At 56.5% G+C, this 24274-nt stretch carries 27 protein-coding genes and 1 tRNA gene; 16 read left to right on the top strand and 12 right to left on the bottom strand.

The window, feature by feature from the left end; genetic code table 11:
- Positions 1 to 157 precede the first annotated feature (157 nt).
- Complete coding sequence (locus EI185_RS13555; protein WP_124705688.1) at positions 158 to 526, top strand: DUF2934 domain-containing protein; 369 nt, start codon at positions 158 to 160, stop codon at positions 524 to 526.
- Between the two features lie 146 nt (positions 527 to 672).
- Here EI185_RS13555 and EI185_RS13550 read toward each other — a convergent pair whose 3' ends face one another.
- The 9 genes from EI185_RS13550 to EI185_RS13510 form a co-directional block, all read right to left on the bottom strand.
- Positions 673 to 1029, bottom strand: coding sequence for a nitroreductase family protein (locus EI185_RS13550; protein ID WP_223247842.1), 357 nt, complete (start codon positions 1027 to 1029; stop codon positions 673 to 675).
- A gap of 111 nt (positions 1030 to 1140) precedes the next feature.
- Positions 1141 to 1974 (bottom strand): ferritin-like domain-containing protein, encoded by an 834-nt coding sequence (locus tag EI185_RS13545; RefSeq protein ID WP_223247841.1) that lies wholly within the window; start codon positions 1972 to 1974, stop codon positions 1141 to 1143.
- Positions 1975 to 1984: 10 nt separating this feature from the next.
- A complete protein-coding gene (locus EI185_RS13540; protein WP_124705686.1) occupies positions 1985 to 2683 on the bottom strand; it encodes a UPF0149 family protein in 699 nt (232 codons plus the stop codon).
- 106 nt (positions 2684 to 2789) lie between these two features.
- The gene (locus EI185_RS13535; RefSeq protein WP_124705685.1) at positions 2790 to 3695 is read right to left on the bottom strand and encodes a recombination-associated protein RdgC; all 906 of its coding nucleotides are present in this window, start codon (positions 3693 to 3695) and stop codon (positions 2790 to 2792) included.
- A 180-nt stretch (positions 3696 to 3875) separates the two neighbouring features.
- The gene (locus EI185_RS13530; protein ID WP_223247840.1) at positions 3876 to 4178 is read right to left on the bottom strand and encodes a GIY-YIG nuclease family protein; all 303 of its coding nucleotides are present in this window, start codon (positions 4176 to 4178) and stop codon (positions 3876 to 3878) included.
- Between the two features lie 140 nt (positions 4179 to 4318).
- Positions 4319 to 4687, bottom strand: a complete 369-nt coding sequence (locus tag EI185_RS13525) for a MarR family winged helix-turn-helix transcriptional regulator (protein WP_124705684.1) — start codon at positions 4685 to 4687, stop codon at positions 4319 to 4321.
- Positions 4688 to 4750: 63 nt separating this feature from the next.
- Entirely contained in the window at positions 4751 to 5275 is a 525-nt protein-coding gene (locus EI185_RS13520) for a hypothetical protein (RefSeq protein ID WP_124705683.1), read from the bottom strand.
- 200 nt (positions 5276 to 5475) lie between these two features.
- Positions 5476 to 5742: an ArsR family transcriptional regulator gene (locus tag EI185_RS13515; protein WP_124705682.1), complete on the bottom strand. Its 267-nt coding sequence runs from the start codon at positions 5740 to 5742 to the stop codon at positions 5476 to 5478.
- 116 nt (positions 5743 to 5858) lie between these two features.
- Positions 5859 to 5934, bottom strand: a tRNA-Asn gene (locus tag EI185_RS13510).
- A 219-nt stretch (positions 5935 to 6153) separates the two neighbouring features.
- On the opposite strand from EI185_RS13510, the gene EI185_RS13505 reads away from it, so the two are divergent.
- The gene (locus EI185_RS13505) at positions 6154 to 7395 is read left to right on the top strand and encodes an OmpP1/FadL family transporter (protein WP_124705681.1); all 1242 of its coding nucleotides are present in this window, start codon (positions 6154 to 6156) and stop codon (positions 7393 to 7395) included.
- Between the two features lie 70 nt (positions 7396 to 7465).
- On the opposite strand, the gene EI185_RS13500 is transcribed toward EI185_RS13505, so the two are convergent.
- Complete coding sequence (locus tag EI185_RS13500) at positions 7466 to 8659, bottom strand: pyridoxal phosphate-dependent aminotransferase (protein ID WP_124705680.1); 1194 nt, start codon at positions 8657 to 8659, stop codon at positions 7466 to 7468.
- Between the two features lie 97 nt (positions 8660 to 8756).
- On the opposite strand from EI185_RS13500, the gene uvrB reads away from it, so the two are divergent.
- From uvrB to kdpE, 8 genes are all read left to right on the top strand, one after another.
- Positions 8757 to 10784, top strand: a complete 2028-nt coding sequence (gene uvrB, locus EI185_RS13495; protein ID WP_124705679.1) for an excinuclease ABC subunit UvrB — start codon at positions 8757 to 8759, stop codon at positions 10782 to 10784.
- 11 nt (positions 10785 to 10795) lie between these two features.
- Positions 10796 to 11674 carry an alpha/beta hydrolase gene (locus EI185_RS13490; protein WP_124705678.1) on the top strand — a complete coding sequence of 293 codons (879 nt, stop codon included), beginning with the start codon at positions 10796 to 10798 and terminating at the stop codon, positions 11672 to 11674.
- A gap of 279 nt (positions 11675 to 11953) precedes the next feature.
- On the top strand, positions 11954 to 12046 hold the full coding sequence (kdpF, locus tag EI185_RS13485) for a K(+)-transporting ATPase subunit F (RefSeq protein ID WP_124705677.1): 93 nt from the start codon (positions 11954 to 11956) through the stop codon (positions 12044 to 12046).
- Positions 12043 to 13851, top strand: coding sequence for a potassium-transporting ATPase subunit KdpA (gene kdpA, locus EI185_RS13480; protein ID WP_124705676.1), 1809 nt, complete (start codon positions 12043 to 12045; stop codon positions 13849 to 13851). Before kdpF ends, kdpA begins: the two co-directional genes overlap by 4 nt.
- A 25-nt stretch (positions 13852 to 13876) precedes the next feature.
- Positions 13877 to 15949 (top strand): potassium-transporting ATPase subunit KdpB, encoded by a 2073-nt coding sequence (gene kdpB / locus EI185_RS13475; RefSeq protein ID WP_124705675.1) that lies wholly within the window; start codon positions 13877 to 13879, stop codon positions 15947 to 15949.
- Between the two features lie 15 nt (positions 15950 to 15964).
- Positions 15965 to 16537 (top strand): potassium-transporting ATPase subunit KdpC, encoded by a 573-nt coding sequence (kdpC, locus tag EI185_RS13470; protein WP_124705674.1) that lies wholly within the window; start codon positions 15965 to 15967, stop codon positions 16535 to 16537.
- A gap of 30 nt (positions 16538 to 16567) precedes the next feature.
- Complete coding sequence (gene kdpD / locus EI185_RS13465) at positions 16568 to 19300, top strand: two-component system sensor histidine kinase KdpD (RefSeq protein WP_124705673.1); 2733 nt, start codon at positions 16568 to 16570, stop codon at positions 19298 to 19300.
- The gene (gene kdpE / locus EI185_RS13460; RefSeq protein WP_124705672.1) at positions 19297 to 19992 is read left to right on the top strand and encodes a two-component system response regulator KdpE; all 696 of its coding nucleotides are present in this window, start codon (positions 19297 to 19299) and stop codon (positions 19990 to 19992) included. Before kdpD ends, kdpE begins: the two co-directional genes overlap by 4 nt.
- Positions 19993 to 20027: 35 nt before the next feature.
- Here the strand turns inward: kdpE and EI185_RS13455 are convergent, their stop codons facing one another.
- Entirely contained in the window at positions 20028 to 20228 is a 201-nt protein-coding gene (locus EI185_RS13455; protein ID WP_124705671.1) for a heavy-metal-associated domain-containing protein, read from the bottom strand.
- Positions 20229 to 20340: 112 nt separating this feature from the next.
- Here EI185_RS13455 and EI185_RS18225 point away from each other — a divergent pair, with 112 nt between their 5' ends.
- The 6 genes from EI185_RS18225 to EI185_RS13430 all read left to right on the top strand — a co-directional run bounded on the left by EI185_RS18225 (position 20341) and on the right by EI185_RS13430 (position 22897).
- Positions 20341 to 20625, top strand: a complete 285-nt coding sequence (locus tag EI185_RS18225) for a glutathione S-transferase N-terminal domain-containing protein (protein ID WP_223247839.1) — start codon at positions 20341 to 20343, stop codon at positions 20623 to 20625.
- Positions 20626 to 20705: 80 nt separating this feature from the next.
- Entirely contained in the window at positions 20706 to 20966 is a 261-nt protein-coding gene (locus EI185_RS18450; RefSeq protein ID WP_223247845.1) for a glutathione S-transferase C-terminal domain-containing protein, read from the top strand.
- 83 nt (positions 20967 to 21049) lie between these two features.
- A complete protein-coding gene (locus tag EI185_RS13445) occupies positions 21050 to 21478 on the top strand; it encodes a hypothetical protein (protein ID WP_124705670.1) in 429 nt (142 codons plus the stop codon).
- 4 nt (positions 21479 to 21482) lie between these two features.
- Entirely contained in the window at positions 21483 to 21884 is a 402-nt protein-coding gene (locus tag EI185_RS13440; RefSeq protein WP_223247838.1) for a nuclear transport factor 2 family protein, read from the top strand.
- A gap of 165 nt (positions 21885 to 22049) precedes the next feature.
- The gene (locus EI185_RS13435) at positions 22050 to 22460 is read left to right on the top strand and encodes a YybH family protein (protein ID WP_124705669.1); all 411 of its coding nucleotides are present in this window, start codon (positions 22050 to 22052) and stop codon (positions 22458 to 22460) included.
- 44 nt (positions 22461 to 22504) lie between these two features.
- Positions 22505 to 22897, top strand: a complete 393-nt coding sequence (locus EI185_RS13430) for a carboxymuconolactone decarboxylase family protein (protein ID WP_124705668.1) — start codon at positions 22505 to 22507, stop codon at positions 22895 to 22897.
- A gap of 114 nt (positions 22898 to 23011) precedes the next feature.
- Here the strand turns inward: EI185_RS13430 and EI185_RS13425 are convergent, their stop codons facing one another.
- Positions 23012 to 24061, bottom strand: a complete 1050-nt coding sequence (locus EI185_RS13425) for a YncE family protein (protein WP_124705667.1) — start codon at positions 24059 to 24061, stop codon at positions 23012 to 23014.
- Positions 24062 to 24274: the final 213 nt, after the last annotated feature.

The following is a 24274-nucleotide window of genomic DNA, read 5'->3' as shown; positions in this document are numbered from 1 at the left end:
CGCGCTACGTTAAAAACGCTTCCTCATTCCTGGCCGCAGTCCGCATACGCTGCTTGGTGCTTTGGCTCGCTATCTCGTGACGACACTATCTAGTGGATATACATAAATATTCATCGTCGATCTCTCATTTCTCTGGTCAATTACGGAAAGGGCAAAGATGGCTAATAAGACAAGTGCGTCGATTACTCCAGAAAGTCGCTCCAACGTTCCTTCGGATAGAGAAATCAGCCTCGAGCAACTCGAGCGCATGATTCGGGAAGCTGCCTATTTTCGCTACCTGCAGCGTGGCGCTGTCCTTGGCCATGATCTCGACGATTGGCTGACGGCAGAAGATGCGATTTTCAGGGGGGAGGCCGAGCAGCAACCGCCCGGGCAGAACCTGACGGAGGAACTGGAGGCGCAGGAGAGCGGCGCCCACAGCGCCTGGAGAGATGATGCATTGAAACGGACCATCAAGCAGCATCCGCGAAAAGGCATCCCCCAGATTGAGGGTATAGAGCCCCAGGAAGCCCCGCTAAAGGAATAACGCGGTGTGGGTGGGAGTGCCATTGTGAAAGGCCGCGCGTACAAATTTCACGACAACCGGCTCCAGTCTTGTGGCTGGCGACATAGTCGGCTGAGACTGGCGGTTGTCTGCGCAGAGCAGTAGGCCGCATATCCGAATGGTTCAGCTCATTTTTTCCAGGAAAGAATCAAGGGTTCCTTCCTTGAAGTGGCAGCGGTTTCTCCACTCAGCACGCCCACAATGAGCGGCGCCACGGCGTTGAATTCTGCCGGGATGCCGAGTTCCGCTTTCACTTCCGGAAGGTTCAGTGCTGCAACAGAAGAACCGATGACGCAACTGCCCAGCCCGATGGCGCAGGCCGCCAGCATCAGGTTTTCCGCCGCCAGCCAGCAGTCGGCTTCCACAAACGGGCTGGATGGTTTGGCACAGATGACGATGAGTGTGCCCGCGTCATGGAAAATATTGAAATCCGGGTTGGCGAAGGTGTCGATTGCATGACCACCCATCGGGTGGGAGCGATGCAAGCGCTCGATGAAAAGCGGCTTGGCACGATCTGGACAAAATGAGCTTGCCGGTTCACTGCAACAGGATTTTGTTCAGCCCCATACTACCCCGAAGGCATCAGCTCAATTTGTTCATGACCGTCCCAACGCCGCCAATTCAATCTCACTGAAACCTGCTGCTCGTCGTGCTTCGAGATTGAATGGGCCGCGCATGACCGGTGCCCGGTACTCAGCGGCCAGGCGGGCGTAGGTGGTGACCGGATCCAGGCCGCGCTGTTCGCACAGCCAGCCATACCAGCGGTTGCCGATACCGACATGACCAATTTCATCATGCAGGATGATATCGAGGATAGCTGCGGCGGCCATATCACCCGCCTGCGCGAGTTTGGCACGTACGGGTGGTGAAGCATCCAGCCCGCGCGCCTCCATGGTGCGGGGCACCAGCGCGATGCGGGCCAGAATATCGCCCTGGGTTTTGGCGGCCATCTCCCATAAGCTGTTATGCGCCGGGAAATCACCGTAAACATGCCCTTGGCTTTGCAAGTGCTTGCTCAGCAGTGTGAAATGCAGCGCTTCCTCCTTCGCCACCTGCAGCCAGTCAGCGTAATACGCAAGCGGCATATCGGCGAATCGCCAAATGGCATCCAGTGCCAGGTTGATGGCATTGAACTCGATATGCGCCAACGCATGGATCAATACAGCGCGCCCCTCCGGCGTATTCATTGAGCGGTGTTTAACCAGGCGCGGTGCCACCTGTTCCGGTTTATCCGGTTGGCCGGGTAACGGGGATCGTGGCGACAACGCGGCATGCGCATCCAGCACGACGTTGCCGGCAATCCATGCTTGCGCCAGAAGCGCCACCCCCTCGACTTTGCGGGCGACATCCGGCTCAGCCAACCAGAACAGCGCCGTCTGACGCAATTCTTCCGGCTGAGGGCCGAGCTCATGTGTGCAAGGGGTATTCACGCGAAAGTTGTCAGTGAACGATCCGGTTGGCGCCGCAGCACTGCTTGAATTTCTTACCGCTGCCGCATGGGCATAATTCATTGCGCCCCACCTTGGGTGTTTCCCGTCGGGCGGGGGAGGGGGCCAGACGGCGCTTCGTCAGCCAGAAATTGTATATGCCAGTCACGGCTTGCGGCAGCATCGCGACACAATCCTGTTGTACTTTTAGGTCGTCAGCGTCAGGGATATATTTCTGCCCGCTGAATTCTGCGGCTTCGCGGAATGCTCCGGACAGAAACAGAATGGGGAAGGTCAGCTTTTTGAGCGGTTCGTTGCCAGGGCGCAGCCATTCTTCTTTCGACAGCGACCACCCGGAAATATAGCCCTCGCACCAGGATTGATAGTCCATATCCGGTTCCCCGGATACCTTCGGCTTCAGGATCAGCTTGAGCGGTTTCTTATCCGGGAGTGTACTGGCTACTTCATTGTAAAACCGCATCAGCAGATCCATGAACGCCTGCGCCTGCTCCATCGAATCATACGTTGGCGCGCAACCCAGCACTTCCGGCATCCAGACACTTGGCAGGATGATGTCAGGTGAGCTCACCACGGCAGCCAGAAAGCCTTGTAGACGGTCCAGCGGCATGGCCTTGCCACTGAACATGGGTGATGCAAGCCAGTTTTCCAGCTGCTGAATTTCCTGGTGGGTCATTGGGGCGGATGGTTGCATGGCGAGGAGGCTTTTCTGACGAATTGTAATGAAGTGCTGACCAGCACAATTCTATAGGTTAAGAGGAGGGAATAGAGAGGTTGGCTGATTTCACTTGTAAATCAAGTCATGCCGGCTGCAGGTTTTCGCCGCCGAGCGCGTTGACCAGATCAGCCAGCATCTTCGCCAGTTCCCCAGTCATCAGGGCAAAATCGAGATCGAACATCTCGTCTGCTGACTCTGCCTGGGTCTCGGCCTGTTCCTTGATGATGTCCAGAAAGTCGAGCCGTTTGATCTGGAGTTGTTCGGTCAGCACGAAAGAAATCCGGTCATTCCAGGTCATTCCCAGCCGGGTGGCAGTCTTGCCGGCGGCAATGTGCGCACGGATTTCATCGCCCTCCAGATCATGCCGGACATAGCGCACCGTGGCCTTGCCTGCATCGCTGGAGCGGAGCTCCAGTTCACGGTCGATGGTGAAACCAGCGGGCGATTCGCCCCCAGCGAGCCAGTCCGTCATTGCCGCAACAGGAGAGCGCTGGGTGTGCAACAGTTTGAGCGGTAGATCGTCCAGCGTCTTTCCCAGCAATTCCAGCGCTTCATCCGCCTTGGCCGGGGAGGCGGCATCCACAACCAGCCAACCATTGACCGGATCGATCCACACATAGGTCATGCGCCGATGCGCAAACGCGCGCGGGAGAAGTTCTTCGGTGACTCGTTCCTTGATCTCCTTCTTCTCCTTGCGTCCAACGCGGTAGCCCTGCTGCGCTTCCAGATCAGCTACGCGATCCTTGGCAAACTGGTTGACTATGGATGCAGGCAGCAATTTCTGCTCTACACCAAGCGTAATCAACATCTGCCGATTTGATGCGTGGACCAGGCGATCATCCCCATGACAGGAAACCCATCCCCGACTTTGCTTGTCCAGGCCAGCGCATGCCTGAAGCGGGTGAAGGGAGAGTTTCTCTTCCAGGGTCGTGGCGCTCATGGCCCAGTCAGAGGCAAGGCGATAAACGAAGATGTTTTTAAACCACATGGCGGATGCTCAAAAAAAGTGGCGATTATACAGCCCGTCTGGCCGACAAATGGAGACAGCCAGAAATCCAGGCGTGCATCGAAAATTGATCAGGCGTACTCATGCCCAGAACGCTGGTACCACCCTCAAGGGGATCACGAGAAGCCCGTTCGCTCAAGCATGGTTGCCATCGTGCCAACCCTACACTCGAAATAATTGCCGCTTTTTCTCCGCACGCATTTGCTTAATGGCATGTTCGCGTCTGAGCGCAGCTCCGCGATCACTGGCTTTCTCTTGATACACCAGCACTGCCGGTAACCTGCCACGCGTGTATTTGGCACCCTTGCCAGCGTTGTGGGTGACGACGCGTGCGGTGATATCGGTAGTTACACCGGTGTAGAGGGTGCGATCTGCGCACTGGAGGATATAGACGTACCACTCGGCCATGATAGGCGTGGGATGCTCTGTGTTGGTTGTATTGCGAAGTTGGACCAAACCAGACATGCACGTCCCATTAAAAATTGATTGCAGGGTGAATCGTCACGGTTGATCTGGATCGTGGGCACGCTTGGATTGATTCAAGCATGTCTAAGAACCGTCAGCCGCAGTACACCATTGCTCTTTTCTTAATCATGCGGAACCTCTTAGCTGTTGAGCAGGATGTACAGCTCGTCCACCACACGCCTGCCTTTGGGCGTGAGTTTGACCAACTTCCTTCTGCGGTATTTGGGGTCCTCATAGGCTTCCACAAGTCCCGCTCCCTTTTCCTTGAAGGTCACCCCGTCCCCCAGTTTTGCCACGTTGCGGGAGATGGTAGCTTGGCTAACCCCAACGGCTGACTCCAGCTCGGGCATCGGCGTCTCCGCCCTCATGGAGACCTCCAGAAGTATCTGCACCGCTAATACTAACAAGTCGGGGTTTCCCGTTTTGTCCCGAAGATACTCTAAAGTTTTGAATAGTTTGCGCATTGAGTGCGCTGATTCATTTGGGCTCACTGCTTCTACTACTAACATGCCGCTCTCCTCTATAGGCAGGTGACACCACTATGTACTGAATCGGTCAGGCTTCGGTACGGTTCACTGACTCAACGAGCGCATCCTGTCCAGCTTCTCGACCACAGCCTGATAGAGATCCTGATCGGCATCGGAGTTGCGGTCTGGATGGTGGGCGCTACGCATCTTTTTCAGCGCAGTCATATCGTCGGGCAGGTCATGCACCTTGGTCACCCGGTCACCGTTTTTGACCATCTCGCGCTGAAGCTCGGCCTCTGCGCCTTCGCGTGTGTCATATAACTTCCTGCTGCCAAGACGCCAGCCATCCTGGTTCTTGCGCGGGGATTGATTTTTCTCGCCATCAAACCAGATCCATTTGCCGGTCTCAGGATCCAGATCAAAATCAACGGTGATGATGCCGTAGGTGTGAACAGGCGGCTTGAGGTCTTTGGAAAACAGATTGATCGTGTTGCTCACAGTACCCACGTCAGTGAGGTAATACGCGCCTGCCTCTTGAGGGCAGAACGCGTTGCCGGGCGTTGGTTCAGGCTTGCTGCCATTTATTTCAGCCATGCGGGCAGCGGCTGCTCGGCGTTGTGCGTTGGTCACTGGTATTGCTCCTTAATATCGGTTGAAACCCACTGGGATCACCCCTCGCTGAAGGGATCACCCGCTGGACTCCTGGACTGCCAAGACGGCTTCGAAGCGAAAACGTCTTGTGCCCGAGTTCGTTCTTGAACCCATCGTCGCTGGCGGTCAGGGGCCTTGATCCGCTTCACTCCGACGTATCTTCAATGGTTTCCTCGTTTCTAGTCTGATGAGGCGCTTTTGGTAGGCCCGGCCTTTCGACCTGGTGCGACGGGCGGCACATAGCCCGAAATCCTGCACTGAAAACCATCAATACGCTTGTTGCCATTGAAGTGGGTGACGCTGCACTGGGATATTTCTCCCCGTGTCGTTAAGTCAGCCAGTGTCTTGCGCACTTGAGCCAGTGCAATCCCGGTTGCTGAAGCTATCTCCAAGTCGAGAAGCTGCCCATGTTTTTTCAAGTGGTTTAGAACTTGGTCTGCCTGCATGTCGATTCCTTTGACGTGTGGATGAGCGTGTGACCCAAGGTGGCGCCTCGAGTCAATACAGAACACTCGGAAAAGCAAAAAGGCCAATCCGAAGAATGGCCTAAGCGCTTGTGTTTTGGCTCCCCGACCTGGACTCGAACCAGGGACCTGCGGATTAACAGTCCGTCGCTCTACCAACTGAGCTATCAGGGAATTGAGAAGCGCGAATGTTAAAGTAAGCAGGGCATTTGGTCAACTGTGTTATGCGTTTGCTATGGCTGTTTTGTTAATATGCTCGTCTCAAAAACTTCTTGCTGCCCTCATTTGATTGTAAAAATCAGGTAGTGCCGAGGGTATACTTCTGCGATGGTGGATCAAGACTTGGCGCATTGCGTTTCTTGTGCATCAAATTTATAAGATCGGGGTGAGAGGATGACTATTAAAAAAACTGTAATAGCAGCATTAATAAGTGGGTTCGGACTAACCACGGCCAATCTTGCAGCAGCATCCGGATTTGCGTTGATTGAGGAGAGCGCCAGTGGCTTGGGCAATGCATTTGCGGGCGGTGCAGCCAGTGCAGAGGATGCCAGCACTTTGTTTTTTAACCCGGCCGGGATGACGCGCTTGTCGGGTCAGCAGATGTCGCTGGTACTGCATGCCATCAAACCGACGATAGAGTTTTCCAATACGGCCAGTACAGCGGCGACTGGGCGTTCGCTGGGTAATAGTGGTGGCGACGCAGGGTACTGGGCTGCAGTGCCCAATTTTTATTACGTGGCGGAATTGAGCCCGCAGTTGCGTGCGGGTATCGGCATTTCCTCGCCGTTCGGCCTCAAGACCGAGTATGACCCGGGCTGGATGGGGCGTTTTCAAGCGATCAAGTCGGAGTTGCAAACCGTCAATATCAATCCTTCGCTCGCCTATAAGATCAATGACAAGTTGTCCGTGGGTGCAGGGCTGGATGCGCAATACATCAAGGCGGAACTCACCAATGCAGTCAACCTGGGCGTGGCCGAGGGCTTGGCGCAAGTGAAGGGTGATGACTGGAGTGTGGGCTACAATCTGGGCGTGTTGTACGAACTGGATCCGGCAACGCGCTTTGGTCTGGCGTACCGCTCGGATGTGCGCCACAAGCTGGAGGGGGATGTGACATTCAGCGGTGGCGTGCCTGCGCTGAATGGTCCGATCAGTGCGGAAATGACCTTGCCTGAAACGGTTTCATTGAGCGGTTTCCACCAGATCAACCCGCAATGGGCGGTAATGGGAGACGTGACCTGGACGCGCTGGAGCCGCTTCAAGGAGTTGCGTATCGTGCGCGACTCGGGTGCACTGGTCGCGCTCACTACGGAAAACTGGGATGACACGCTGCGTTATTCGGTGGGCGCCAACTACCAGGCCACCGACAAACTCAAGCTGCGCAGCGGAATTGCCTATGACCAGTCGCCGGTATCGGACCCATACCGTACCGCACGCATTCCGGATGCCAATCGTACCTGGCTGTCGGTTGGGGCAAGCTACAAGCTTTCCAGCGCTGCCTCGGTGGATGCCGGTTACACCCACATCTTTATCAATAGTTCCTCTATCAATATGGGCAGTGCGAGTACCGGAAAACTAGTGGGCACGTACGACAACAGTGTCGATATCCTCAGCGTGCAATATAACCATCGTTTTTAAAACAGGGGCGATGGAAATGAAAAAAGGCCGGGTGACCGGCCTTTTTTCATGCTGCGGTGCGGATACGGTTTCAGGCGAGGAGCTTGTGAATGCGCTCCAGCGCAGCTTTGAGATTGTCCATGGACGTGGCAAAAGACAGGCGAATATAACCTTCCGCGCCGAAGGCGGAGCCTGGCACCACTGCCACACCGCCTTGTTCCAGCAGGTATTCGCTGAACGCCACGTCGGTGGCGCTGGCGAGTTTGCCTTCACGATGCAGCCGCGCGATGGCAGAACGCGTATCGGGAAAGGCGTAAAACGCGCCGCCGCCATGCAGGCAATTCACGCCGGGTATCGCGTTGAGCGCGGCCACCACGTATTCATGGCGCTCGCGGAAGGCCGTCAGCATCGGCTGGATGCAGCTCTGGTCACCGTTCAGCGCGGCCTCGGCCGCCACTTGCGAGATCGAGGTGGGATTGGAAGTGGACTGCGACTGCACGTTTTCCATCGCCGTAATCAGCATTTCCGGTCCGGCACAATAACCGATGCGCCAGCCGGTCATGGCATAGGCCTTGGATACGCCGTTGAGCACCATGGTGCGCGGATAGAGATCCGGGCAGGCGTTGAGGATGTTCACGAACGGCGCATCCTGCAACAGGATGTGTTCATACATGTCGTCGGTGGCGATGATGACCTGCGGGTGGCGCCGTAATACTTCACCCAGTGCGGTCAATTCGGCCAGGTTGTACACCGCACCGCTCGGGTTGCTGGGGCTGTTGAGTACCACCAGTCGGGTATTGGCGTTGAGCGCCGCTTGCAGTTGCTGCGGCGTAATCTTGAAGCCCTGGTCAATGCCGGCTTCGACGATGACCGGTTTGCCGCCGGCCAGAATCACGATGTCCGGGTAGGAAACCCAGTACGGCGCGGGAATGATGACTTCATCGCCGGGGTTGATCAGCGCCTGCACTAGGTTGAAAAAACTCTGTTTGCCACCACATGACACCAGGATTTGTTTGGCGGTGTAGTCCAGCCCGTTGTCGCGCTTGAACTTGTTGATGACCGCCTGCTTCAGGGACGGGGTGCCGCCCACTGCGGTGTATTTGGTGAAGCCACGGGCAATGGCGTCTACTGCCGCATCCTTGATGTGTTGCGGGGTATCGAAATCCGGTTCGCCTGCGCCGAGGCCGATGATGTCCTTGCCTTCTGCTTTTAATCTGGCTGCACGCGCGGTGACGGCAAGGGTGGGGGAGGGCTTGATGGCCTGTACGCGCTTCGAGAGTTCCAACTTGGGTCCTTAGGGCTGGCAATGCGGGCAGAATCAAATACCCGGCGTGATAGGATGCAATGTTTATTTTGATGACACGAAAGCGCGAATTTTACCTGTGATTGCCACTTTTCCCAATAGTCCATTCCGTCTGCATCAGCCATTTTTGCCGGCCGGCGACCAGCCAGCCGCCATCGAAAAACTGGTGGAAGGCATCAACGACGGCCTGGCATTCCAGACCCTGCTCGGCGTGACCGGCTCGGGCAAGACTTACACCATGGCCAATGTGATCGCCCGGCTCGGGCGTCCGGCGATCGTCATGGCACCCAACAAGACGCTGGCGGCGCAGCTGTATTCGGAGATGCGCGAGTTTTTTCCGGAAAACTCGGTCGAGTATTTTGTTTCCTATTACGACTACTATCAGCCCGAGGCCTATGTGCCGGCGCGCGATCTGTTCATCGAAAAAGATTCCAGCATCAACGAGCACATCGAGCAGATGCGCCTGTCGGCCACCAAGGCGTTGCTGGAACGCAACGACAGCGTGATCGTGGCGACGGTTTCCGCCATCTACGGTATCGGCGATCCGGTCGATTATCACGGCATGATCCTGCATCTGCACCAGGGCGAAAAGCTGGGTCAGCGCGACGCCATTCAACGCCTCATCGCCATGCAATACGACCGCAACGAGATCGAATTCAAGCGCGGCGTGTTCCGCGTGCGCGGCGATGTGCTGGATATCTTCCCGGCGGAAAGTGCGGAGCACGCGGTGCGTGTCTCGCTGTTCGACGACGAGGTGGAGTCCATCACCCTGTTCGACCCGCTCACCGGCCATATCCTGCACAAGCTGGCGCGCTTTACGGTGTATCCGTCCAGCCATTACGTCACGCCGCGCAGCACCACGCTGCGCGCCATCGAGGCGATCAAGGTCGAGTTGCGCGAGCGCCTGGAATTTTATTACAAGGAAAACAAGCTGGTGGAAGCCCAGCGTCTGGAACAGCGCACGCGCTTCGATCTGGAAATGATGAACGAGCTAGGCTTCTGCAAGGGCATCGAAAACTACTCGCGCCACTTGTCCGGGCGCAAACCGGGCGAGCCGCCACCGACGTTGATCGACTACCTGCCACCGCATGCGCTGATGTTTATCGACGAATCCCATGTCACCATCCCGCAGATCGGCGGCATGTACAAGGGCGATCGCGCACGCAAGGAAAACCTGGTCAATTACGGCTTCCGCCTGCCTTCGGCCATGGACAACCGGCCGCTGCGCTTCGATGAATTCGAGCGGGTGATGCGCCAGACCGTGTTCATATCAGCCACTCCGGCGGATTACGAACAGCAGCATCAGGGTCAGGTGGTCGAGCAGGTGGTGCGTCCTACCGGGCTGGTCGACCCGCAGATCGAGGTGCGCCCGGCGACCAGTCAGGTGGACGATGTGCTGTCCGAGATCAACCTGCGCGTGGCGCTGGGCGAGCGCGTGCTGGTGACGACCCTGACCAAGCGCATGTCGGAAGACCTCACCGACTATCTGGCCGAGCACGGCATCAAGGTGCGCTACCTGCACTCCGACATTGACACCGTAGAGCGCGTGGAAATCATCCGCGACCTGCGCCTGGGATTATTCGACGTGCTGGTAGGCATCAACCTGCTGCGCGAAGGGCTGGATATCCCGGAGGTTTCGCTGGTGGCCATTCTCGATGCGGACAAGGAAGGCTTTCTGCGTTCCGAGCGTTCATTGATCCAGACCATCGGCCGCGCCGCGCGTCACCTCAATGGCCGCGCGATTCTGTACGCCGACCGCATCACCAACTCGATGCGTCGCGCGATGGATGAAACCGAGCGCCGCCGCAACAAGCAGATTGCGTTCAATCTGGAACATGGCATTACCCCGCGCGGCGTGGTCAAGCGCATCAAGGACATCATCGACGGCGTGTACGACATGGACGGCGCACGTCAGGAACTCAAGGCCGCGCAAAACCTGGCCAGCTACAAGGCGATGGACGAAAAAACCCTTACCCGCGACCTCAAGCGCATCGAAAAAGACATGCTGACCGCCGCCAGAAATCTTGAATTCGAACGTGCCGCCGAGCTGCGCGACCAGCTGAGAAAAATCAAGCTGGCGCTGTTCGGGGTTGAGGAACACGACTGAACCTGACAGACATGTCGCTCGCATCGGTTGCATTCACCCTGCTGGCAATCGCGCTCGTCATTGCAGGTTTAAACTGGCTGATCCGCTACAGCCTGCGTGCGCCGCGCATCCCTGAGCAGGGCTCGCCCGCGTTGCGCGGCCTGGCATACCAGACCGTTTCCATCCCCGCCGCGCGCAACAAACAACTGTTCGGCTGGTATATCCCCGCGGCCGATAACGCGCGGGCTCCGGCAGTGGTGGTGCTGCACGGCTGGGGCAGCAATGCCGAGATGATGCTGCCGGTGGCGGCACCACTGAATCAGGCGGGTTATGCCGTGCTGTTGTTCGATGCGCGCTGTCATGGGCGCAGTGATGACGATAACTTTGCTTCGCTGCCGCGCTTTGCCGAAGACCTGGATTACGCGCTGGGATGGCTGGTGCAGCAGCCGGGAGTGGATGCGGCAAAAATCGCCGTGCTCGGGCACTCGGTCGGTGCCGGCGCGGTGCTGCTGGCGGCGTCGCGCCGCAAGGATCTGGTTGCCGTGGTCAGCGTCGCGGCATTTTCTCACCCGGCCAACATGATGCGGCGCTTTCTGGCCGCCCGTCACGTGCCCTACATGCCGTTCGGATGGTATGTCATACGCTATGTGCAGCACATCATCGGTCATCGTTTCGATGCCATCGCGCCGCGTCATACCATTACCCGAATCCGTTGCCCGGTGCTGCTGGTCCACGGCAGCGACGACACTATTATCCCGGTTAGCGAGGCTCGCGAAATCCATGCACAACGCAGCAGTGACGCCGTGCAATTGCTGATCCTGCCCGGCGAGCATGATTCATCCGCTGAACTGGAACGCCACGCCGACAAATTGCTGGCGTTCCTCAATCAGGCGACCAGAACCGGGATATAGCCCGCCTCGGCAATCGCATCCACGCCAGCCACTGCCTTGGTGAAATCGACGTTAGTGCCTGGTGCTGCGACTGTCTACGCCCTCCCAGCTGTTTTTACGAAATCTTTATACATCTCCCCGCAATCTTTAGGCCATTTTTATCCCCTGCCATCTAGCATGCCTATAGTGAATCTTCACTGGGGGAAATCAAATGGACTTACTTTATCTCGGGCTTATTGTGGTCTTTTTTGGGCTATCGGCCCTTTTTGTCCATGGCTGCGAAAAGCTAAGGAGGCCGTCATGACCTGGATTTACACATTAGGCGCAATCGTCGCCATAGGCTTGATGGTGTATCTCGTCGTCGCATTGCTTAAACCGGAGCTATTTTCATGAGTGCGAATGGATTGCTGCAAATCGCCTTGTTCCTCGGGGTGCTTCTAGCCCTGACGAAGCCCCTGGGCTGGTACATGGCGCGAGTCTACGAGGGCAAGCTGCCAGCGTTTGTGCGCTGGATGGCGCCTGCTGAAAATCTGTTTTACCGCCTGTGCGGGGTGAATCGCGAAGAGGAGATGCGCTGGACCCGGTATGCGTTCGCCGTATTGTGGTTCAGCCTGCTCGGGGTGCTGGCGGTATATGCCATGCAGCGGCTGCAAGGCTTGCTGCCGCTGAATCCCCAGCATTTCGGTGCGATTAGCCCGGATTCTTCCTTCAACACGACGTTAAGTTTCGTCACCAACACCAACTGGCAGGGCTACGTTGGCGAATCCACCATGAGCTACCTCACGCAGATGGTGGCTCTGGCAGTACAGAACTTCTTCTCTGCCGCCAGTGGCATGGCTGTCCTTGTGGCTCTGATTCGCGGTTTGGCCCGGCATAGCGCGGAAACCATCGGCAACTTCTGGGTGGACATGACCCGCAGCATCGTCTACATCCTGCTGCCGCTGTCAGTTCTGCTCGCGCTGGTGCTGGTCAGCCAGGGCGTGGTGCAGAACTTCTCGGAATATAAATCCGTTCCCCTCGTGGATGGCGTCAGTTATGACCAGCCGAAGCTGGACGCGGCTGGCAATCCGATGAAGGACGCCACCGGCAATCCGGTGACGGAAAAAATGACCGTGAAGGAGCAGACCATCGCGCTTGGACCGGTTGCCTCGCAGGAAGCGATCAAGGAGCTGGGCACCAACGGCGGCGGCTTCTTTAACGCCAACTCTGCGCACCCGTTCGAGAACCCCACGCCGTTAACCAATTTCCTGGAAATGCTGGCGATTTTCCTGATCCCCGCCGCCCTTTGCTACACCTTCGGCAGCATGGTGGGTGATACGCGCCAGGGCTGGGCCATCCTCGCCGCCATGACCGTGTTGTTCGCAGGCTTCCTGGCGGTGGCGGAGATTTCGGAACAGCAGGGCAACCCCGCGTTTGCTGCGCTGGGCGTGGACCAAACCGCTTCCGCAACCCAGCCCGGCGGCAACATGGAAGGCAAGGAAACCCGCTTCGGCATCGTCAACTCCGCCCTGTTTGCCACCGTCACCACGGCCGCCTCGTGCGGTGCGGTGAACAGCATGCACGATTCGTTCATGCCCCTGGGCGGACTGGTGCCCTTGGCGCAAATACAACTCGGTGAAGTCGTGTTCGGCGGGGTGGGATCGGGGCTGTACGTCATGCTGATCTACGCCGTGATCGCGGTATTTATCGCCGGTTTGATGATCGGGCGCACGCCGGAATACCTGGGCAAGAAAATCGAGGTCTTCGACATCAAGATGGCATCCCTGGTCATTCTGATCCCGCCACTGATCATCCTGGGTGGAACGGCCCTGGCGGTCATGCTGGACGCAGGCAAGAGCAGCATTTTCAACCCGGGCGCCCATGGTTTCAGCGAGGTTCTGTATGCGTTTACGTCGGCTGTCGGCAACAACGGCAGCGCGTTTGCCGGCATCTCCGCGAATACGCCCTTCTACAACACCGCACTGGGCTTCTCGGCATGGTTTGGCCGCTTCTGGCTGATGATCCCGGTGCTGGCCCTGGCCGGTTCCCTGGCGGCGAAGAAGCGCATTCCGGAGGGGGCAGGAACCATGCACACCCATACCCCGATATTTGTCGGGCTGTTGATCGGCACAGTGATTCTGGTTGGGGCGCTGACCTTCGTGCCAGCGTTGGGCCTTGGTCCAATTGTCGAGCACCTGACCATGATCGGCGCGCATTAATTGCGGGCTGTTTAGGAGAATTGATATGACCAGCAGAAGCAAGACTTTTTCCCTGTTCGATCGCGAGATCGCCAAGCAGGCGCTGTGGGATGCATTGAAGAAATTGACACCCCAGCAGCAAATGAAAAATCCGGTGATGTTCGTGGTGTGGATCGGTAGCATCCTGACCACGATCCTGTTCTTCCAGGCCTTGGGTGGGCACGGCGAAGCGCCGATCGGCTTCATTCTGGCAATCACGTTATGGCTCTGGTTCACCGTGCTGTTCGCCAACTTTGCCGAGGCACTGGCAGAAGGTCGCAGCAAGGCCCAGGCCGCATCGCTGCGCGCCGCCAAGAAGACGGTACTTGCCAAAAAACTGCGCGAGCCGCGCTATGGCGCTCAGCTAGATTCCGTGCCTGGCACGGATTTACGGCGCGGCGACGTGGTGCTGATGGAAGCTGGCGACATGATACCGGCGGACGGTGAGGTGATCGAAGGCGTTGCTTCGGTAAACGAGAGCGCCATCACCGGCGAATCGGCTCCTGTGATCCGCGAATCCGGCGGCGACTTCAACGCCGTCACGGGGGGCACCACGGTGCTGTCCGACTGGCTCGTGGTACGCGTCACGGTCAACCCTGGCGAAGCCTTCATTGACCGCATGATTGCCATGGTGGAAGGGGCCAAGCGCCAGAAAACGCCTAACGAAATCGCCCTGACCATTCTGCTGGTGGCGATGACGATCATTTTCCTGCTGGCCACTGTGACCCTGCTGCCTTTTTCGCTGTATAGCGTCGAGGTGGCGAAAGCAGGCCAGCCGGTCACGATCACCGTGCTGGTGGCGCTGCTGGTTTGCCTGATTCCCACCACCATCGGCGGTCTGCTGTCAGCCATCGGGGTGGCAGGGATGGGGCGCATGATGCAGAAGAATGTCATCGCCACATCCGGCCGTGCAGTTGAGGCGGCCGGAGATGTAGACGTGCTGCTGCTGGACAAGACCGGCACCATCACCCTGGGCAATCGTCAGGCTAACCAATTCCACCCTGCCAGCGGGGTGACCGAGCGTGAACTGGCCGATGCCGCCCAGCTTGCCTCCCTTGCGGACGAAACGCCCGAGGGACGCAGCATCGTGGTGTTGGCCAAGCAGAAATTCGAGTTGCGCGAACGCAACATTCATGAGCTTGGTGCCACTTTCGTGCCCTTCACCGCACACACCCGTATGAGCGGGGTCAATCTGGACGCCAGGCAGATCCGCAAAGGCGCGTCCGATTCAATTCGTGACCATGTGAAGAGTCTGGGCGGCGATTTTCCTCACGATGTACAAACTCTGGTTGATGATGCTGCGCGCCGCGGCAGTACGCCCCTGGTAGTGGCCGATGGCACCAAGGTGCTGGGCGTGGTGGAACTCAAGGATATCGTCAAGGGCGGCATCAAGGAGCGTTTTGCCGAACTGCGCCGCATGGGCATCAAGACCATCATGATCACCGGCGACAACCGTCTTACCGCGGCAGCCATCGCCGCCGAGGCAGGGGTGGACGACTTCCTGGCCGAGGCCACACCCGAGGCGAAACTCAAGCTCATTCGGGAACATCAGTCGCAGGGCCGCCTGGTGGCGATGACAGGCGACGGCACCAACGATGCGCCGGCGCTGGCCCAGGCCGACGTGGCGGTGGCGATGAACACCGGCACGCAGGCTGCCAAGGAGGCGGGCAACATGGTGGACCTGGATTCGAATCCCACCAAGCTGATCGAGATCGTGGAAACCGGCAAACAGATGCTGATGACGCGGGGCGCCCTTACCACCTTCAGTATCGCTAACGACGTGGCCAAGTATTTCGCCATCATCCCGGCGGCTTTTGTTACTACCTATCCGGCGCTGGCTGCCTTGAACGTGATGCATCTGGCCACGCCGGCAAGCGCGATCCTGTCGGCGGTAATCTTCAATGCCCTGATTATCGTCGCCCTCATTCCCCTGGCACTAAAGGGTGTGAAATACCGTCCTGTCGGCGCGGAAGTGCTGTTGCGCAACAACCTGCTCATCTATGGCGTCGGCGGCATCATCGTTCCCTTCATCGGGATCAAGCTGATCGACATGATTCTCGTCACCTTCGGATGGGTTTAATGGAAAGGAATTGCCATGCTAAAAGAACTTAAACCAGCCATTATCAGTTTCCTCGTTCTCACGCTGATCACCGGCATCGCCTACCCGCTCGTCGTAACGGGTATTGCCCAGGGGCTCATGCCAGAACAGGCGAATGGCAGCCTGATCATGAAAGACGGCAGGCCAATGGGCTCGGCACTGATCGGCCAGAACTTCAGCGACCCCAAGTATTTCTGGGGCCGCCCCTCAGCCACGGGGCCTATGCCTGATAACGCTGCCGCATCCAGCGGCTCCAACCTGGGGCCGACCAATCCGGCCTTGATCGATGCTGTCAAAGCCAGGGTGAAAGCCTTGCGCGATGCCGACCCCGGCAATACCGCACCGATCCCGGTGGACCTCGTCACCGCTTCCGGCAGCGGTCTCGACCCTCAGATCAGCCCGGCCGCAGCGGAATATCAGGTGCAGCGTGTGGCCCGGGTGCGGGGCTTGCCTGTCAAGGAAGTACGCCGGCTGGTGCGACAGCATACCGAGGACCGCCAGCTTGGCGTATTGGGTGAGCCACGGGTGAATGTGTTGCAGCTCAATCTGGCGCTGAGCGCACTACATTGACGGGATGGATATCGCTTTATACTGATTAACATGACCGATCAACGCCCCAATCCAGATGCGCTCCTCGACAAAATACTGCGCGAGGAAGAGAAAGCCCAGCGGGGCAAGCTCAAGATATTCTTTGGCGCATCCGCTGGTGTCGGGAAAACCTATTCGATGCTGTCGGCAGCCCGCCAACTCCGGGCCCAGGGACGTGATGTGGTGGTTGGCATCGTCGAAACCCACGGCAGATCCGAGACAATGGCGTTGCTGGATGGGCTGGAGGTGCTGCCTCTCAGAGAGGTTGAATATCGCGGAAAAATCTTGCGTGAATTCGACCTTGACGGTGCCCTCAAACGCAAACCGGCGCTTATCCTGGTAGACGAACTGGCCCACTCGAACGTCGAGGGCTCACGTCACCCAAAGCGCTGGCAGGATATTGAGGAACTCCTTGCTGCAGGCATTGATGTGTTGACCACAGTCAACGTCCAGCATCTGGAAACGCTCAACGACATTGTGGGGAGTATCACCGGCATCCGCGTGCAGGAAACGGTACCGGACAAGGCGTTTGATCAGGCCGACGAGGTGGTTCTGGTTGACATTACGCCTGACGAGCTGCTGCAGCGGCTCAAGGAGGGCAAGGTCTACCTGCCCCAGCAGGCCGAAGGAGCGATACGGAACTTCTTCCGCAAAGGCAACCTGATCGCCCTGCGCGAACTCTCGCTGCGGCGGACTGCCGACCGCGTCGACGATCAGATGCGCACGTACCGGCTGGAGCAATCCATCGAGACCGTGTGGCAGACCAAGGGGTCTTTGCTGGTGTGTGTGGGGCCGCATCGGGGTTCGAAAAAAATCGTGCGCAGCGCAAGTCGCATCGCCAGCCAACTCGATGTGGACTGGCACGCTGTGTACGTGGAAACCCCACGGCTGCAGCGCCTTCCCGAAGCCGAACGCGCACGTATCCTGAGTACGCTTCGACTGGCCCACGAATTGGGGGCCAACACTGCCACCCTGGCCGGCCAGGATGTGGCTGAGACAGTCGTCGACTATGCGCGCAGTCACAATCTTGGCAAGATCATCGTCGGGCGGGACTCCGTGAAAAGCTGGCTGCCATGGAAACGTTCCTTTGCGGACCGGATCGGTCAATTGTCGTCGGATATGGATGTGATCCAGATTGCACAGGAATCGCCTGAGGATCGCCTGAGGAGTCCGGCAGAACGACGCGTATGGCGTGAGGGCTCCGGAACGTCCTGGCCATCCTATGTCTGGGCAGTGGCTGTCTGCGCGGCCACGACGGTGCTGGCTACCCAGGTGCTGCCTTATTTCGATCTCGCTAACGTTGTCATGCTTTTCCTGCTCGCCGTGGTCCTCGTGGCAGTCAGATTCGGACGCGGCCCGGCTGTTATGGCTTCCTTTGTAAGCGTTGCGCTGTTCGATTTTTTTCTGGTTCCGCCGCGTCTGTCGTTCGCCGTCAGCGATGTGCAGTACCTGCTGACGTTTGCGGTGATGCTTTCGGTGGCGCTCATTATCGGCCAGTTGACTGCCAGTCTCCAATATCAGGCACGTGTGGCATCACAACGCGAGTCGCGCCTGCGGGCGCTTTATGAAATGGCCCGGGACCTTTCCGCAGTATTGCTCCCGGAGCAGATTATTGTCCTCAGCCACAAGTTTGTTGAAAGCACCTTCGGCGTCAAGGTGGGTGTTCTGCTGGCGGACGAACACGACAAGCTGCAAGCACCTGTAATGATCGATGATGCAGGACCGGTTTCCGCCATCGACTATGGGATTGCCCAGTGGTCTTTTGATCATGCGGAGCCTGCCGGTTTCGGCACGGACACTTTACCAGGCAGCCCAATGCTGTACTTGCCGCTGATTGCGCCGATGCGCACGCGGGGTGTTCTGGCAGTGGAGCCGATCAATCCGCGCTGGCTGATGATCCCGGAGCAGCGGCGCCAACTGGATGCATTTGCCGCGCTGATTGCTACTGCTCTGGAGCGCGTCCATTACATCCAGGTGGCACAGGAGGCGACGCTGAGGATCGAGTCCGAACGGCTGCGTAATTCAGTGCTATCTGCTTTGTCGCACGACTTGCGCACGCCGCTGACTGCCCTTGTCGGCCTGGCTGATGCGCTCACCCTCACCAAACCGGCGCTCAACGGGGCGCAGTTCGAAATGGCCGGCGCGATTCGGGAGCAAGCCTTCCGCATGAACGCGCTGGTCAATAACCTGCTGGATATGGCCCGCCTGCAGGCAGGCGACGTCAAACTCAACCGGCAATGGCAGCCGCTGGAAGAGGTGGTCGGCAGCGCGCTCAAGGCACGCGAACAGCAATTGTCCAGCCACCGGATACATGTTGCGCTGCCTCCGGACCTTCCACTGCTGGAATTCGACGCGGTGCTGATCGAGCGCGTGTTTTGCAATCTACTCGAAAACGCAGCGAAATATACGCCGCCGGGCAGCGAGATCCGGGTCGAGGCGCGCATTGAAGGCTATGAAGTCCAGATTTCGGTCAGCGACAATGGGCCGGGATTGCCACCGGGAAAAGAAGAAGCGATATTCGAGAAATTCACGCGCGGCGAAAGGGAGTCGGTAACGCCAGGTGTGGGCTTGGGGCTGGCCATCTGCCGCGCCATCGTCGAGGCCCACAAAGGGCGCATCTGGGCGGAAAACATTCCCGCGGGTGGCGCCCGTTTCATATTCACGCTGCCGCGCGGCATGCCGCCGACGCTCACTGACTTCCTCGAAGATGAGCGTCCGGAACACGCGGGGCCAAAGCCAGAATGAACGAGATCACACCCATCGCCATCCTCGTTGAGGACGAGAAACAAATTCGTCGTTTTGTGCGAGACGCACTCGAAGCTGAGGGCTGGCAGGTCTACGAGGCCGAAACAGTGCGGCAGGGGTTGATCGAAGCAGGCACGCGCAAACCGGACCTCGTCATTCTTGACCTGGGGCTGCCGGACTGCGATGGCATCGAGTTCATCCGCGATCTACGGGGCTGGTCGGAACTGCCCATCATCGTGTTGTCGGCAAGATCCCACGAGATGGACAAGATTGCGGCGCTGGATGCCGGCGCGGACGATTATCTGACCAAACCTTTCGGCGTTGGGGAGTTGTTGGCACGGGTACGGGTTGCGCTCAGGCGCCACCAGAAGACGGGCGCAGCAGGCGCGACTGTCGTTGAGTTTGGCGGGGTGCGTGTCGACCTAGTCAACCACAGCGTAATGCGCGGTGGGCAAATGGTGCATCTCACGCCCATCGAATACCGGCTGCTTGCACTGCTTGTCCGTAATGCCGGGAAAATGCTGACCCATCGTCAAATTCTGCGTGAAATATGGGGGCCTTCCCACGTCGAAAGCAGCCATTATTTGCGCATCTACATGGGCCAGCTTCGCCACAAACTGGAAGAAAATCCGGCTCAGCCACGTTTCTTCCTTACCGAGGCCGGGGTTGGATACAGGCTGGCGCTCGAGTAGTTGCGCTGATTTCTCCGGCGTCCAGCGTTCCTGAATCAGGCGACCAGAACCGGGGTATAGCCCGCCTCGGTAATCGCATCCTGAATCGCCTGTTGCCGGGAGCTGCCGTCAATGCGTACCGTGCGGTTGGGAATATCAATGGCTACCTTGGCTTTCGCATCCACCGCAGCGACGGCCTTGGTAATCACCCCGGCGCAGTGGCCACAGGTCATGTCATCAACTTTAAATTCAATCATGGCGTACTCCGACTATATTGGTTGGTAACTTAGCAATATAAACCTTCCCTGTATGGGAAGGTCAAGATGCGTCAACAGTCCCAACCATATCCATTTCAATAGGAGCACACCAATGATTGTTTTTTATACAATGCACAGCGAAAGTCCGAATATTCGAAAGATTTCAATCATGCTTGAAGAAATCGGTTTGCCCTATACTGTCAAATGCGTGGAGAAACAAAATGGCGGGAAATTTTCGGATGATTTTATCGCGATAAATCCTAATGCCACCGTGCCCGCTATTGTTGATACAGACAATGGCACTACACTTTTGAGTCCGGTGCAATCCTGTATTACCTTGCGGAAAAAACCAGAAAACTGTTGCCAACTGACCTTACTGATCGAGCTGAAGTTGTGAAATGGTTGATGTTTGAAGTTGCCAACGTATGCCCCACAATGGTGGAGTTGTACCATTACATGTTGAAAGATGCTTAGGAAATTTCCGAGGCCATTCTTCAGCGTTATAAGGACAAGCTCGTTCGATACTGTTCTATCCTTAATCAACAACTTGATGGACGAGAATACCTCTGTGGCGAATATTCTATCGCTGATATTGCGCTATACCCATGGTCGGTAATTTTAGAGGATATGGCCGAGATTAATCTGTGTGACTACCCTAATTTGAGAAATTGGGTTACTGCGATTAGTAACCGTGCAACTACACTACCGGCTACTCGAACTGTTTTATCGAAAAATTAACTGGTGCGAACAGAAGAAAGATTTCAGGTGGTGACATGATTTCTGCTGTCATGAGTCTTCGTTTGCCGCAAGGCCCATCTCCCATGCCTAACGCCACTAAGTTTCTCCCTCGTCTGGTGCGCTATATCTGGGCGGTGCCATGCTCGGTGGTTGGCTTGGTTCTCGCGGCACCTCTGCTCCTTGCCGGAGCCAAGGCTCACAGCGTTTGCGGCGTGCTTGAAATCGCATTGTCGCAGCAGGTGAAACCCGACTTCCGCCTGCTGCATAGGCTGCCATTTTGTGCCATAACCTTCGGCCATGTCGTCATCGGCCTAACCGCGCACAACCTTGAGCATTTGCGTGCTCATGAGCATGAACACGTAAGGCAATACGAGCGTTGGGGTTTGTTCTTCTTCCTTGCCTATCCCGCTTCAAGTCTCTATCAGTGGGTGCGCGGGAACAATCCGTATTGGGACAATCGGTTTGAAGTGCAGGCGCGGCTGAGTGCTGCCAATGCTAAAAACGAGGCCTGATTTCATGTCAAATATGGAGCCCGTTTTGATTACTGACCCAAAGCTTTTGGATGTTATGAAAGAACTCATGCAACGGGAGCCCATTTTCCATCGCTCCGAATTTGGAACGACGCGCCTTGATTTCGAGAAGATGACGGAAGCTACGTTTTGGGAAGTCGGCGCTTCAGGTCGTCGTTATAGTCGGGAGTACATTTTGGATGTGCTGGAGCAGCGTTCCGCGAACCCGATCGAAGATAGCTGGGAGGCGAAGGATTTTCACTGCATCGAGATCGCTGCCGACAATTACCTCCTCACCTATACGCTCCTTCAGGGTGAACGAATGACACGTCGGTCTACCATCTGGCGGCGGTCCGGTCTCGATTGGAAGATCGTGTACCACCAGGGAACTGTCGTAAGTGATCAATGACCTGAATGCTTGCTTAGCTATGCTACAAATAGACTAATTCCGTTATAGAGCGAGTGTTTTGAAGCAATGTACGGGAGGAATCAAGCTATGAATGAACAGCTAAAAGACTACGAAAGCAAATTCGCTTTTTAGCGTGAGGCAGCAACCTTGGCTGGAGTTACTGACATGAATGATCACGAACTAGCTAAAGCAATCGAACGTGCGGATCAGGCAATCAATCGGAGAGATCTGATCGCACTTATGGATTTTTATGAAGAAGACGCGACCTTGGTCATTGAACCAGGTCGATTCGCTCGAGGTAAGAAGGAAATAGCTACAGCATTCGAAGCCATTTTCGATTTCTTCAACCAGAGTCTGGTGGTAACCCAGAGAGACTTCCATATCATAGAAGGTGGTGGTGTAGCGCTGGTTGTCTGCAATCTGAAGTTGACTACTGAAGGGAAGGCATCATCTCCCGTTTCTATGGAAAGGCAGCCTACCTATGTTTTCAGGAAGTCCGAGGATGGGGGCTGGCGTTGTCTGATTGATAATTCTTATGGCGTTGACGTTCTGAACATGCGGCGTTCTATGGGTTGATGTACACAGACGCATGCCGATTAACAGCACATCAGGAGTGACTCATGGAATCCGATCGTTATAAACGCGGCTGGGAAAAGCTCAAGGAAATTGACGGACAGGCCGGCGAACGGGTAATTGAAGCACTGAAAGACATCGCCCCCGATCTTGCCCGCTACACGATCGAGTTTCCTTTCGGAGATGTTTATTCCCGCGGCGTGCTTTCCCTGAAAGAGCGTGAAATCGCTACGGTTGCGGCACTCGCCGCATTAGGAAATGCGCAGCCACAGCTCAAGGTTCATATTCATGGAGCGCTCAACGTCGGCTGCACGCGACAGGACATAGTGGAAATCATGATACAAATGGCGGTTTATGCGGGATTCCCTGCCGCATTGAATGGCATTTTTGCCGCCAAGGAAGTATTCGCAGAAAGAGATGGCGATGGGCAATCCAATTGAGTGCCGCAATGCTGTTTCAAAGCTTCAAACCCGTGAACCCGGTTGAACCAGACCTATCGCTGTAATTAAAGCAAGCAGGAAGTTTTCGTGCGGAAATCTGGTTCATACCGATGGCTAAAGAGCCGCTACCCAACGATTGCTGGCGAGATTCGGCTGGCGTTTCAGCACTTTGCCATTGTGCAGGTCCACAATCACGGATTCATGACGATTTTCAATCGTTGTGATGGCCTCGTCAGTATTGGGTAGTACAGCCAGCCCACTGAGCTTGTCTGGACCCGCCTTACCTACCGAGACTTTGACCTGGCCTAGATAGGCTGGCTCGGCAGTCGAGAAGCGCAGGATATGACCAGAAAACCCGGCAGCGTAGACGCTATCCTGACTCGGGCTGACGGACAATTGCATGAATCCGGCCTTGGCCATGAGGATTTTGTTGTACGAAAAATTTGGATCCACTTCATTCGTTTGAATATTATAAATATGATCGGTTGCGGGATTGTATGCAGACATCACACCACTCTTGATATCCGCGGAAAAAAGCTTGCCGTTTGCCCAAGCCAAATCTCCCGAATGCCCGATAGAAATCTGGTGCTCAATATGGCCGTTGGATGGATTGATGTCGGCGATGGTTTTGTTCATGTTTCCGCCCACATATAAGTGGCTGCCATCTGTATTGAACGCCATCGCGTTGCCGCCGACCGGCACTTGATAACGCAGCGTATCGTCATTGGTCGAATAGGCAGCGAGTGTTTTACCTGAGAGTATGAAAACCATGCTGTGGTCAGGTGAAACAATTGCGGCACGACCACCAGGTATGCTCTTGAACTGTCGCACCAGTTTATTTGTAGCGAGATCAATCACGTTGGTTGTACCGGCCACGCTTGGAACAAAAAGCTGCTGGTTCTGGGCATCTACAGCGACATAAAAACTGTTCCCGGTGGGTGTGCCCGCCTTGCCGAAATCCACAACTTGCGCCGAATCGCCAGGCAACCGAATTTCAGCCAGCTTACCCGGTCCTGCACCCATAGGTGCAGAGGGAAATGCACCGACCAGGATATGCAACGAATCTGCACCAGCATCAGTCTTCGCTTGGGCTACGGGAGCCGCTACGACAATCAGGCTGGCCAACAAAATACTGGAAAAATGTATTGACTGTTTGGAGTTCATTTTAAATCCTCCTGGAGGAAAGATAGATATCGATGACAGAGCCGTCACGGTAGGAGCAAACAGGCACTCCCGTGGATGAATGGGGCGGGATGTGAAGAATCTCGCTATCGTAATAATACGATTGCTGTGTAATTGCTTAGTTCCAGTAGTTGAGAAAATCTTAAAGAAGATGAGGGTATGACAAAATTGAAGCGGGATTGGACTATGCTATTC

The organism is Sulfuriferula multivorans, from assembly GCF_003851125.1.
GTDB classification, from domain to species: Bacteria; Pseudomonadota; Gammaproteobacteria; order Burkholderiales; family Sulfuriferulaceae; genus Sulfuriferula; species Sulfuriferula multivorans.
This window is presented reverse-complemented; position numbering and strand designations above follow the sequence as displayed.

Excerpts from the sequence above, each read along its gene's own strand:
- EI185_RS13555 (WP_124705688.1), top strand. The coding sequence starts at position 158 with ATGGCTAATAAGACAAGTGCGTCGATTACTCCAGAAAGTCGCTCCAAC.
- EI185_RS13540 (WP_124705686.1), bottom strand. The coding sequence starts at position 2,683 with ATGCAACCATCCGCCCCAATGACCCACCAGGAAATTCAGCAGCTGGAA.
- EI185_RS13535 (WP_124705685.1), bottom strand. The coding sequence starts at position 3,695 with ATGTGGTTTAAAAACATCTTCGTTTATCGCCTTGCCTCTGACTGGGCC.
- EI185_RS13530 (WP_223247840.1), bottom strand. The coding sequence starts at position 4,178 with ATGTCTGGTTTGGTCCAACTTCGCAATACAACCAACACAGAGCATCCC.
- EI185_RS13525 (WP_124705684.1), bottom strand. The coding sequence starts at position 4,687 with ATGTTAGTAGTAGAAGCAGTGAGCCCAAATGAATCAGCGCACTCAATG.
- EI185_RS13515 (WP_124705682.1), bottom strand. The coding sequence starts at position 5,742 with ATGCAGGCAGACCAAGTTCTAAACCACTTGAAAAAACATGGGCAGCTT.
- EI185_RS13505 (WP_124705681.1), top strand. The coding sequence starts at position 6,154 with ATGACTATTAAAAAAACTGTAATAGCAGCATTAATAAGTGGGTTCGGA.
- EI185_RS13490 (WP_124705678.1), top strand. The coding sequence starts at position 10,796 with ATGTCGCTCGCATCGGTTGCATTCACCCTGCTGGCAATCGCGCTCGTC.
- kdpF (WP_124705677.1), top strand. The coding sequence starts at position 11,954 with ATGACCTGGATTTACACATTAGGCGCAATCGTCGCCATAGGCTTGATG.
- kdpA (WP_124705676.1), top strand. The coding sequence starts at position 12,043 with ATGAGTGCGAATGGATTGCTGCAAATCGCCTTGTTCCTCGGGGTGCTT.
- kdpB (WP_124705675.1), top strand. The coding sequence starts at position 13,877 with ATGACCAGCAGAAGCAAGACTTTTTCCCTGTTCGATCGCGAGATCGCC.
- kdpC (WP_124705674.1), top strand. The coding sequence starts at position 15,965 with ATGCTAAAAGAACTTAAACCAGCCATTATCAGTTTCCTCGTTCTCACG.
- kdpD (WP_124705673.1), top strand. The coding sequence starts at position 16,568 with ATGACCGATCAACGCCCCAATCCAGATGCGCTCCTCGACAAAATACTG.
- kdpE (WP_124705672.1), top strand. The coding sequence starts at position 19,297 with ATGAACGAGATCACACCCATCGCCATCCTCGTTGAGGACGAGAAACAA.
- EI185_RS13455 (WP_124705671.1), bottom strand. The coding sequence starts at position 20,228 with ATGATTGAATTTAAAGTTGATGACATGACCTGTGGCCACTGCGCCGGG.
- EI185_RS18225 (WP_223247839.1), top strand. The coding sequence starts at position 20,341 with ATGATTGTTTTTTATACAATGCACAGCGAAAGTCCGAATATTCGAAAG.
- EI185_RS13445 (WP_124705670.1), top strand. The coding sequence starts at position 21,050 with ATGCCTAACGCCACTAAGTTTCTCCCTCGTCTGGTGCGCTATATCTGG.
- EI185_RS13440 (WP_223247838.1), top strand. The coding sequence starts at position 21,483 with ATGTCAAATATGGAGCCCGTTTTGATTACTGACCCAAAGCTTTTGGAT.
- EI185_RS13435 (WP_124705669.1), top strand. The coding sequence starts at position 22,050 with ATGAATGATCACGAACTAGCTAAAGCAATCGAACGTGCGGATCAGGCA.
- EI185_RS13430 (WP_124705668.1), top strand. The coding sequence starts at position 22,505 with ATGGAATCCGATCGTTATAAACGCGGCTGGGAAAAGCTCAAGGAAATT.
- EI185_RS13425 (WP_124705667.1), bottom strand. The coding sequence starts at position 24,061 with ATGAACTCCAAACAGTCAATACATTTTTCCAGTATTTTGTTGGCCAGC.